This is a genomic window from Caldisphaera lagunensis DSM 15908 (genome assembly GCF_000317795.1).
Classification (GTDB): Archaea; Thermoproteota; Thermoprotei_A; order Sulfolobales; family Acidilobaceae; genus Caldisphaera; species Caldisphaera lagunensis.
This window is the reverse complement of the sequence record NC_019791.1, coordinates 60129-72025: the sequence shown is the minus strand read 5'-3', so window position 1 is coordinate 72025 and position 11897 is coordinate 60129. Positions and strand designations below refer to the sequence as shown.

The window sequence follows — 11897 nt, the reverse complement described above, 5'->3', positions numbered from 1 at the left end:
GGTTGGTTTCCTTCTTTTAATTTTTATATTATAATTAATCAAATTTTCTTTATATTATAAAAACATTTTAATCTAAATATAAATAAAATTATTGGTGAAAATATGAATTACCTCGAAGAACCAAGTAATAGCTTTATTAGAGATGAAAAAGATAAAAAAATCAAAGATTTTGAAAAGTCTATTCCTTTAATAGGAATTCCATGGGATTGGTCAACAGCAGGAAAGCCTGGAGCAAGGTTTGCTCCGCAATCTATTAGAAATGAATTATATAGTCTAAGAACTGATGTCTATGAATTAAATGAAATTAAATTCGGATTTAACGATTTAGGTAACGTAAGGATTTCTCCAGGAGATTTAAATGAAACTTCGAGAAGAATTATTAGTGTTTGCGATGATGTTTTCAAAAAAATTAAGGAAAAAAATCCAGTTATATTTTTAGGTGGTGATCATTCGATAACAAAAAGTATATTATTAAGCCTATCAAAATTTTATAATAAAATAGGATTAATTATATTTGATGCACATTATGATTTAAGGGAGGTAAAGGAAGGATTAACAAGTGGATCATGGTTAAATGAATTATTAAAAGATAATAAAGAAAAATTTAATGTTATTGAAATAGGAATATCAAATTATTCTAATCCCAGCTATATGAAAGAAATCGCTAAAAAATATGGAATAAAAGTATTTTATAGAGATCAAATAATTGATGATCTTAAAGATGTATTTTATGAAATAAATAAAGTTAAAGAAAATACTGATGGAATTTACATAAGCATTGATATGGATCACTTAGATCAATCATTTGCTCCAGGAGTTAATAGCCCAACAGCATTAGGTATGTACCCACATGAGACTATTAAAATAATAAATGAAATAACAAGGAATTCTAAAATTTTAGGTATTGATACAACTGAAGTTTCTCCACCATATGATATTAATAATAATACTAGCAGATTAGCAGCTAAATTACTCTTGTATTCAATAAATAGCTATTTGGGGAACAAAAATGGTTAAGGCTGATCTAATAATTTATAATATAGGTGAATTAGTTTATTTTAGAGAGCTACTTCTGGATATGTTTAAACACTCTTATTTAATCTAGCCACCTTTATTTCCCAATTCTTATAGAAATCTTGTTTCTATGATATACTTTGATTGATATTTTGGAATATCTCTTAATATTTTGATGAATTTGCAAAGAAAATATAAACATGAGTTATTAATGAGATAAGAGATTAAAAGCTAATATGTTATTTTTTAAAAGATTAAAAACATGATTTTCTATACAAGAATCTTTTAGAGCTTCTTTATTATCCTAATAGCGATTTAATTAGAATAATCGGGAATCATCTTTTTTATAATAAGTAAAGAAATCAATTCAATTCTGAGCTATAGAGAGCTCAGCAAGATTGAAGAGGATTGAATGAACAAAATAAATAATACATTTTAGGATGATTTTTCTAGTATAAATATATAAGAATTGGTACAACTAAGTTATACTGAGGGTGAACCTAGTTTGACTCTTAAGCTAAGGATTGGGAGAAAGGGTTATATAATATTGCCTAAAGCAGTCCGCGAGGCAGTAGGCATAGATGAAGGAGATGAAGTTATAGTTGAGATCAATGATGGAATAGTGATTAAGCCCGCCAAAAAACCTGTTGATAAAAATACTCTGAAGGAGGCAATGAGAAGGCATATAGAAAAGCTTGCCGAAGTGCCTGACCACAAAGAACCAAGGCCAGGTGATATGGAAGGGATATCACTTGAGGAGGAATTTGAGGAGTGAAGGTTTTCATAGATACCCCCCTCCTTGTTTATCTCAACGCTCTCTCTGAGCCAAACAATAGGGTTCCTTATGAGAACTTATATTTCGACATCTTGACCAATTACAAGTGCTACACAGACGTTCTTGTCCTTGACGAGCTTATTTACGTTTCTAAGAGAAAGTACAACGTACCTTATGACCTCACTATAGATTTCATAGAATCAGAGATCTTACCATATCTGACTATTCTTGAACTGGGCGAAGAAGATTACGTTAAGGCAGCAAATTTAATGGTAAAATATAACATTAAGCCTTCGGATGCCCTTCATCTAGGGGTCATGCTAAGCAACGGAATTACTCTAATTGTTAGTGAGGATAAGGAGCTAAGCAAAGTGAACGAAATAGAAAGGAAGTGGATATAAGAGAATACAAGTTTTAATAACTTATGCCGATTTTTGCTTTATAACATAATTTATTCAATATAAATATTTAATACTTGAGATTTTTGTAATTGATTTTCTTGATAACATTGTTTAGAAATTACCCTTTTTACTAAAGGATTTTTAACTCATCTATTAAAATAATAAATGAAATAAAATGAAATAACAAGGAATTCTAAAATTTTAGGTATTGATACAACTGAAGTTTCTCCACCATATGATATTAATAATAATACTAGCAGATTAGCAGCTAAATTACTCTTGTATTCAATAAATAGCTATTTGGGGAACAAAAATGGTTAAGGCTGATCTAATAATTTATAATATAGGTGAATTAGTTTATTTTACTGAGCCTGTTAGAAAAATTAATGATGGAAATACAAAGATTTTACATGATTATGGGATTGCAATAAAAGATGGAAAAATTTTAGAAATTGGAAATTCAGAGTATATAAAAACAAAATATGAGAGTCAGAATATCATAAATGCAGAAGGAAATTTAGTAACAAGCGGATTAATAGATATGCACACACATGCATTATTCGCTGGAAGTAGAGAAGATGAATTATATAAAAAATTGTTAGGAATTAGTTATGCTCAAATTTTAAAAGAAGGTGGAGGTATTTATAAAACTGTTAAATCTACAAGAGATGCATCTTTTGAATCCTTAAAGAATAGGCTCGATAAGGTTTTAATGAATTCATTATCAAATGGTACAACAACAATAGAAATAAAATCAGGTTATGGTTTAGATCTTGAGAATGAAATTAAGATGCTAAAGGTAATTAATAACCTTAAAGATAAATATGATATAGTTCCAACACTTCTAGCTCATGTAATTCCTAAGGAATTCAATGAAGAAGAATACATTGATTATTTTATAAATAAGATCATTCCTGAAGTTTCAAGATTGAATTTAGCTAAGTATGTTGATGTGTTTTGCGATGAAAATGTATTTAATATGCAGCAAACTAGAAAAATTTTCAACCAATCTATAAAATATGGCTTTAGGTTGAGATTGCATGCAGATCAATTAAAATATATTGGATGTTCTAAATTAATCAACGAGTTCTTAATAGATTCAATAGATCACTTGGAAAATTGTCCAGAAGAAAATTTAGAAGAAATTTCAAAAACAAATACAGTAATTGGATTATTGCCTGCTAGCACAATTAGCATGCTTAGTGATAATAAACCAAGAATAAAGCCAATAAAGGGAAAAGCATTATTTGCATTGGGAAGCGATTTTAGTGCAAATAGTCCAATGATATCGATGCAAACTGCAATTGATTTAGCTATTTATTATCTTAATTTTACACCTATTGAAGCGCTTGCATTTTCCACAATTAATTCTGCATATAGCTTAAGGCTTGAAAATAAAGGAACAATAAGAGAAGGTTATGATGCTAATTTGCTAATATGGGATTTAGAAAATATAAATCAATTAGGATATTATTGGGGATATAATAGAATTAAAAAAATAGTCTATAGAGGAAATGTTATAAATGGCTCATTATAATACATTAAAATGTTATAAGTTTTTTATATTGGTAATGTAATACTTTTTCCATTATTAATAAATTTATTTATAATGTTAAATTTATTATATTCGATTAATATTAATAAAGATAAAAATTTATTTAAATTTCCAATTCATTATTTGTTTTCTTGAAAAAATATAAGAATTCAATACAGTTAATATTATGGGGAAAAAATGAAAAAATATTTAATAATATTCATAATAATTATGTTTTCATTTTTAACTTTAAATATAGCAAAATCTACGAGTGTTGGAATTAACGATAATGGGACTATTATTACAAATAATGGCACATTTCAGTATGGCTATTCAACAAATGGCTTGCTAGGTATATTCAATTTTTATAATGGATCATTCTATTCTGCAAATCCTAATTTTATAAATGGCTATAGCTTACAATTAAATGCAAATGTTAATATTTCATTAAATACTACATTATGGGTTCAATCAATTTCTAGAGTTATCAAGGAAAATAACACATATAAAATAAATTTTCTTGATAATGTGTGGAACGTAACAACTTCAAATTCATCTATTTCCCTTATTAACGGAAAAGGTTCCATTTATAATAACTATTATGCATATGAATTTCCAATAACATTTACATCAATAACTCCGTTTTCAATAAAGATTTACGATTATATTATAGGCAACTCAACATATCCAAGATTTTTAGTTTATTTCATTTTCGAAAACTCAACATATAAAACAAACAAAATATTGCTAGATAATATTACTGTAAATATTAAATCAAGGAATCCTCGATTTTTAATAGGGAATATGGGAGGTTTTGCGCCTGAAACTGTTAATAGCTTATATTATCCATTTGTTTTACAATTTGTTATATGCGGTTTTTCTAGAGGATCGCAGCTTTTTGTTTATAAATGGAATTCAACAATGCAATTATTTTATCTTTATAACAATTCATGGTATTTTATTCCATCAGCTTTCCAAGATAGCCCAAACTATTATGCTGGTAGCGTTACTTTAGAAAGCGTAAACCAATTAGATGGAATTAACGAGCATTATAATAATGATGTTATATATCAAACTCAAGGTATGTTAAATCAAACTTCACTTTGGATTCCAGGAATTAAAATAATAAACAATTCTAACAATTATATATTAATTTTCATTCCACAAACGTTATGGAATGTAACTATTAAAAATAACCATATAGAAAACTTTAGAGGTAATGAATCTAATATTACACTATCTCATGGATATTATCTTATAAAAGCGATTTTAGTTGTTGACAACAAACCCATTTTAACCTATATGTTTAATTTAACTCAAATTAATAAAAGTTCAAGTTCTTACAGCTTTCCATCAGAAATTCAAAGTCTTTTGTATTTAGCTATCTTTGTAGTTATTTTAATGATATTCGCTTCTATTATAAAAAGAATTAAGAAATACTTATAAAATTTAGCTTATAAATATTCAAAATCAAAGATTCCATATAGAGAAAATATAAAATTATATAAACTTCTCAATATATAGAATATTGGGGAGAGAAAATGACAGAGAAAGTATCTATATTTATGATATCCCCCACGTTGGAAAAACTTTTATCATTGGCAGTTATCGTTTCAGGAGCTGTTGCAGAAAATATGGAAGTCTATGTTTTCCTAAGCTTTGCTCAAGTAGCTTTTAAGAAAGGAATGCCTGAAAAATATGATAAAATCGGCAAAGACTATGAAGAATATAAACAAACTGCAGCAAATTATATGATGGAAAAGAAAGTAACTTGGTATGGAATGCTTAAAGATGCAAAGTCATCAGGTAAGGTTAGAATAGATGCCTGCTCATTAGTTGCTGACATGTTAAAACTGAAAAAAGAAGATTTTGACCCATTAGTTGATAATATCTCAGGTGTCTCAACATTTTTAAACGAAGCAGCTAAATCAAACGTAGTATTATACATATAAACTTAAAATTAAATTAATTTTTTATTAATATTTAATATTATTTTTTATTCAAAAAAAAAAAGATGAAATAAAAATTATAAGCTAAACCTATATTGATTTTTTAATTAATAGGAAATTTTTTGAAATATATTTCATAGCTGTACTAATTTTTAGATTAGAGGTAGAAGTTAAAGTATTCATAGTTTTAGAAACATTAGTAAAGTTAATTGGAGTATAGCTTAATAAATATTTAACAAGGTAGCCTGCTAGGTTTGTTGTACTGTTTTGAACTCCTTCTTCAAAGAAGTTTTCAACAAATCCTATACCATTTACTAAATACGTTGCTGTTAATGATTTGGTTGTTATTGCATTGTTATTTGTTAGTCCAATTAAAACTGCTCCTCCATATTGATTTATTACTTCCATAATTCCTCCTAATCCACCAATTGCTTTTAGGTTATAATTCAATGATTCGCTTAAATTATAATTTCCTGTTATAAGACTTAATGAATAAGATGGGTTCAAGCTTAAAGTACCGTTTTGTAAGAATGAAACATTATATGGAATTACATTTGGATTAGTTATTGGTGTTTCAAAAAAGTCAAAAAACATTGATACCGGGTAATTTCCTGATATACTTAATGAAGAGTTATAGAATCCTGATTCATAAGATCTCTCAGCAAACATTTCATCTAAATATGCGTATTGCGTAAAGCTGGTTAATGTTTGTAGAGCAGATGTCTTTCCATATTGGACATCTGAGGCATACTCTGTTCCATACTTGAATTTTAGTATTGATGTATAATTGATATAATAGCTTGATGCTTCTTGATAATAGATTCCAGTATAGCCAGGTATAAAGAAAGGCGAAGTATCCATTAATTTACTTTTTGCATTTATTAATTGACCTGAAATCATAGGATTGGATGTATTTACCCATAACATTAATACCCCAGCAATATCCCAGCCAAAGAATGGTGACCCAGTTAACTGCTCTGCTTCATTTAAATTACTTACAGATACAGCTATTGATGCTTGATTTCCCATAGCTAAGAGTGGAGTTAAGTCTATATAATAGGGCGTGTGGAATGATAAAGTATTTATGGACGTAACTGGTCTCCAATAGGATGAATCTATTCCTCCAGTATACAATGTTTGAAATGGATTTAATACACCAGCAAGCATATCATTATAATAAACTTCAATATTCCTTATAGCAGGTTCATTGGTGTACCAAAATTCATCATTATAGCCCCCTTCTTCATATAATAAAAGCATTGCTTTTTGCGTCCCATTAGGTAAATTAAGGCTTTGCATAGCAAGGTCGTTTTGTGGGTTTAATGTTACGTAAGAATAACCCAATTTGTTTACGAATAAAGGTATGAAATAATTTGGTAAATCACTTAATGATTTGCCTGGATATAGATATAATGTCGCATTTAATAGATAATAACCTGTTACCCCTATTTTAGGTACTATGTAATTTGGTAATACTATTTGAAACTCCACTGGCCCTTTTAATAGGTTTTCAAATAATGTCAAATCTGCTTCTGCAGTCGAGTTCAAAATTTCTTGTGTTGAACCCCAAAAAATTGGGGTGCTATTAGCATAAACATAAAGGGCTCTGTCATATTGTGTTCCACCTAATTCTTTTATAGAAATATTTAATAAAATTAAATCATAATTCCCAGGCGGTATATAAACAGGCACTGTATATGGAATCATACCAGAATTGCTAAAGTTTACGTTTGTTGCCATGGTAACTTTTATTGGTGTTACATTTGCCGGTGGCATTATTTGGAATGCCTCAGAAGAATAATATCCATCATTACCATCTAATTTATTAAATAAATTAGAGGATATAGTTAGATTTGTGATCATTCTAGGGGTTTTATTATTAAGATATGTATTGTTTTATATAGCAAAAGTTAGAGGCATTAAAGTTACTAAAATTACAATAGAAATTACCATTGCGCCCAAAGTCAATTTTTTCATTTTACCACCCTCCTCATAGCTAAAGCTATTCCACCTAATAGTATACCCACAATTCCTACTGCAACTCCAGATGTGCCAATAACATAAGATGTTGAGCCCGTCTTGCTAGCTGAAGTTGCTGTTGAATTGATTGATGATATTGTTCTTTCTAAATAGCTTACTTGAGATGCTATTGTTGTATTTAATGAAGACGCTACATTATTTAATCTGTTATTTAATGATGATACTTGCGATTCTAATGTGGAGTTAACGTTTGATAAAGAAATCTTTAATGAAGAGAATTCTGATGACAAATTACTGTACTCTTTTGTCATGGTTGATGAAAGAGATGATAATTCGGAAGAAGTCATATTCTTTAGATATTGAATCAGCGAATTTTGTGAAAGCAGATGATAATTATTGTATATCTTGCTGCTCACATTATAAAGTAATCCATTGTTCAACACAACTGTTATTGTGTATGTACCATCGGGTAACTCTGTAGAATTGAATGGTATCATAATTTCTAATAAGCCACTAATATTTTTATAAGAAAAGTTAACTGGGATCCCATTTAATAATACCTCTGTGGGAACGATATTAACACCTGTTACGTTCACGATTACATTGCTTATAGGAGTTGTAATGTTTTCAGGATATGTGCTTACAATTGATGGCTTTGGTAATTTAGATAAGCTTGTAACATTGTATTCATTAAATCCGCTTAAATACACTGTACTATTTTCTTGATAAAATGCGTATTGCAAGTTTTCAAACAAGCTGTTGATTATGTTTGCATTGCTATTAGTCAAAGTAACCCCAATAGATCCTGGGCCTATATCATCATCAATCAATACTAATTTCGAATTCTTTGATGAAATTGTCTCGACCTTTGAATTTATTACTTTGACCTTTGAATTAATTATTGTTAAATTGTTAATTAAACTATTTTCAATAGTAACAGAAGCATTTTCTATGATTAATTCTGATGAATAAATTCCAGTTATAGAGTTTCCAAATTGCGTTCCCATTGGCAATGATGTTAAATTATTTTCCGTTAATAACATAGATCCTACATAGGTATAAGGTTCCAAATAAATATTATATGGAGTTGATACTATATCGTGGCCAAATGCTGATTCTCCAGAAATGGTTAGAGACCAAGGTCCTGATAATTCGAGTGAACTTAAACCTGTAAATATACCTGGGTTGCTCAATGAAGGTAATGATAATATTCCAACCCATTCATTTAGTGTTGAATTGTACTGCAAGGGTATTCCTACAGTAAAACTGTATGTTAATAATGACGAATAATATTGATCAGGTATTAGAGTTGCTGTAAATGTTCCAAATTTAACCTCTGTCCCATTAGGGTATGTTATATTTGCATATATATCTATAGATTGCCCTTCATAAGCAATGCTTACAGCATTTATTGTTGTTTGCAGACCTGATGGAGCAACCAAGAAAGATTGATTTGCATAACCAAATAATGGACTTATTGATGTATTTTCACTTGAAACGAACACAACATTATAGAAACCTGGAGATAAATTAGCTGGTATTGTGTAAGATCCAACTTGTAATCCAGAAGCAGTTGGAGTTAAGGGGATTTGAGCAACTAAATAGCCAGATAAATTATATATATTAGCAAAAACATTACTTGTATACATTCCCAAACCAATTGGATTAAATACAAGGGCAGCTAATGTTACAGTTTCTCCTGGTGAAGTGCTTGGTAAACCATCATTTACCGGAGTTATAACAAAGCTTTCATAAATCGCTTCTCCAAAATATTCATATGTATAAACGCTACCTAAAGATGAATTAACAAGCAATGTATAAACACCTTGTGGATCTGGATAAGGTAAAAAGATATTTCCGACATAAGTTCCATCTCCTTCATTTACTAACTCTGTGCTATAATAAGTGACACCATTCTTTATTAAATAAGCGTTTAATGTTAAATTAGTATCAGGCATACCATTAGGTAATGTAGCATATACTTCAATAGGATATGGAGTATTTGGGAATAAGGGCGGACCAAATGGATAAAGCATTGCAGTGAATGGAGAAATTATTGCCAATCCTACACCAACATCTATATCTGTTGCTCCTAACCCACTTAAATCATTTGACGTACCATTTACCACTATAGTCCATGTATTAGGTGGGTTACCTGGCTCAATAGTAACATTTGCAACCCAATATTGTCCATTATATGTTAATGGAACCTTTTCTAATAATCCATTAACTGTATAAATATAAGCGTTGAAGCTGCCTGTTGTTACTGAAGTTCCGTTCTGGAAAGTTATATATGAAACTACTTCAAATGATGTATTATAATTATACCATGGATAAGTAGAACCAGGCTGCATTGTAGTCACAGAAACTTCTAGATGGGGTTCACTAATAATATCTTTTATTGCTTCAGCCAATATACCTGCATTTGGACTGCCTAATCCTGTTACCAAATTATAACCGCTTGTTGCTGAATAATAACCATTATATCCAAAAGTTATTTGATGGAATGCCATATCATAAAGCGTTTTGTTTTGATATATATCATATAATAAAGGATTAAGTAATCCTAGGCTCGTATTTAAATATCCATCAATATCCGCTGCAATACCTGCCCATAAAGGTGATGCAAGGCTAGTTCCCCCTATTACAGTTAAACTTCCCATGACAATTTCAACAAATCCAGTATATGGGTTTGCATCAGCTGCAACATCTGGAACAGCCCTAAATGTTCCATTGACTACACCTATTTGATACCATGGTTTAGGTATTAATGAAGAATAACCCCCTGTTGAGCCAACTTCGCTTGTCCCATAAAGAGGGCTGACAGACCATGCATTTTCATATCCAAATGTACCAGTAGAATTCAAGGATGACAAATATCCTGAGGTTACATTAACAAAAAGTGAAGTTCCTCCAACAGCTGTAACAAATGGTGAAGTTGATGGGAACAAAACTGCCCCATATAATGTAGGAGTTGCATCATATGCTCCGTTATCACCACTAGATGCAAAGAATGAAATACCTTCTGCACTTCCTAAGGCAAAATAGTAATCAGCATATGCATAGCCTAAATTTAATTGTTCTTCTGTATAAAGAGGATTTGAAGTATAGAAGCCTGTTAAAGCAATAGTATTTTCTGTTGAACCCCAACTCATTGAAACTGTGTTAGCTAAGTTTTCACTAACAACATAATCTATTGCTTCAAATAGTGCATTCATTGGATTAGATGCTACAACTAAATAAATATGAGCATAAGGTGCCATAGATTGAGCTGCCTCAACATCTAATGCGGTCTCAATATCCCATCCAGGTAAAATTCCTAAGCTGGGGTGATACGGTCCTATTGGTATTACTGTTAAATTTGCAGGAGGTAAATTAAACATAGAATCAAATTCTTGTATATCTTGGTATATTAATGGATCTCCATAAGCATCTATTATTGCAATTGAAGATTTATTACTATATTTCATTATGTTTGTTACATTATAAGCTCCTTCGAAGTCTCCTGGTGTATAATATGTAAATGCGCCTGCTAATTGGTTTTTCTTAACATATAATGCATATAATTTATTTGATGCATTTGGCACGAAATATTTGTTAACAATTTTTCCTGCAATTATATGAGGTGCAACAAAACTTGTGTAGTTATTTAAACCAAATATCAACGTATTTGATAAGAAAGATGGTATCTTTGGAGTATTAACAGGTGCATAATATATTTCTCCATTATAGCTCTTATATAACCCAAGTTTAATATTAAATAATTTTTCAACTAAATAAGCAGGTGCTTCTACCATTATAGAAAATCTATCTGGGCTTTGATATGTTATAATAAATCCATCAGATTTTAATGTATTAAGAATTTCATTAAATTCTTGAGATGAAGGAGCAAACATGTTTAAAACATCATTTCTCGATAAAGGTTTCATTTGTTTATTAGAAACTTGTTGTGCAATAAAAATCAAATAATTATAATTTCTTGGAGGTAAAAATATTGAAAAACTTATCATTGTATTAGATGGTAAATCACTTATAAATGTTCCATTTAAAGATGAACCGTAATAGTATGTATTATTGTTAGCATTATTCGTTAAAGCAAATGTTAAAGGACTAATTGCAGAAATAATGAAGACCATTATAAGCCCAATAGAAGATAGTTTCAAAAATGATTTTAATATATTTCCCACTACAAATCACCTAGCCATGTCTATTATTTGTTAAATAAAGCTTTATAAATTTATCTA

At 29.6% G+C, this 11897-nt stretch carries 9 protein-coding genes; 7 read left to right on the top strand and 2 right to left on the bottom strand.

From position 1 onward, the window contains the following. Positions 1 to 102: 102 nt before the first annotated feature. The 7 genes from CALAG_RS00365 to CALAG_RS00340 all read left to right on the top strand — a co-directional run bounded on the left by CALAG_RS00365 (position 103) and on the right by CALAG_RS00340 (position 5676). A complete protein-coding gene (locus CALAG_RS00365; RefSeq protein ID WP_015231764.1) occupies positions 103 to 1017 on the top strand; it encodes an arginase family protein in 915 nt (304 codons plus the stop codon). Positions 1018 to 1483: 466 nt separating this feature from the next. Next, positions 1484 to 1789: an AbrB/MazE/SpoVT family DNA-binding domain-containing protein gene (locus CALAG_RS00360; RefSeq protein WP_015231763.1), complete on the top strand. Its 306-nt coding sequence runs from the start codon at positions 1484 to 1486 to the stop codon at positions 1787 to 1789. Continuing rightward, positions 1786 to 2190 carry a type II toxin-antitoxin system VapC family toxin gene (locus CALAG_RS00355; protein ID WP_015231762.1) on the top strand — a complete coding sequence of 135 codons (405 nt, stop codon included), beginning with the start codon at positions 1786 to 1788 and terminating at the stop codon, positions 2188 to 2190. The genes CALAG_RS00360 and CALAG_RS00355 overlap by 4 nt, the downstream gene beginning before the upstream one ends. A 180-nt stretch (positions 2191 to 2370) precedes the next feature. Continuing rightward, positions 2371 to 2511, top strand: coding sequence for an arginase family protein (locus CALAG_RS08115; protein ID WP_157463239.1), 141 nt, complete (start codon positions 2371 to 2373; stop codon positions 2509 to 2511). Next, entirely contained in the window at positions 2504 to 3727 is a 1224-nt protein-coding gene (hutI, locus tag CALAG_RS00350) for an imidazolonepropionase (RefSeq protein ID WP_015231761.1), read from the top strand. Before CALAG_RS08115 ends, hutI begins: the two co-directional genes overlap by 8 nt. Before the next feature lie 195 nt (positions 3728 to 3922). Continuing rightward, positions 3923 to 5170 carry a thermopsin family protease gene (locus CALAG_RS00345; protein WP_015231760.1) on the top strand — a complete coding sequence of 416 codons (1248 nt, stop codon included), beginning with the start codon at positions 3923 to 3925 and terminating at the stop codon, positions 5168 to 5170. A 95-nt stretch (positions 5171 to 5265) separates the two neighbouring features. Beyond that, positions 5266 to 5676 (top strand): DsrE/DsrF/DrsH-like family protein, encoded by a 411-nt coding sequence (locus CALAG_RS00340; RefSeq protein ID WP_015231759.1) that lies wholly within the window; start codon positions 5266 to 5268, stop codon positions 5674 to 5676. Positions 5677 to 5763: 87 nt separating this feature from the next. Here CALAG_RS00340 and CALAG_RS00335 read toward each other — a convergent pair whose 3' ends face one another. Together CALAG_RS00335 and CALAG_RS00330 are read right to left on the bottom strand one after the other, a co-directional pair. Beyond that, a complete protein-coding gene (locus CALAG_RS00335; protein WP_015231758.1) occupies positions 5764 to 7536 on the bottom strand; it encodes a peptide-N4-asparagine amidase in 1773 nt (590 codons plus the stop codon). Positions 7537 to 7646: 110 nt separating this feature from the next. Further along, complete coding sequence (locus tag CALAG_RS00330) at positions 7647 to 11840, bottom strand: protease pro-enzyme activation domain-containing protein (RefSeq protein WP_015231757.1); 4194 nt, start codon at positions 11838 to 11840, stop codon at positions 7647 to 7649. Positions 11841 to 11897 lie beyond the last annotated feature (57 nt).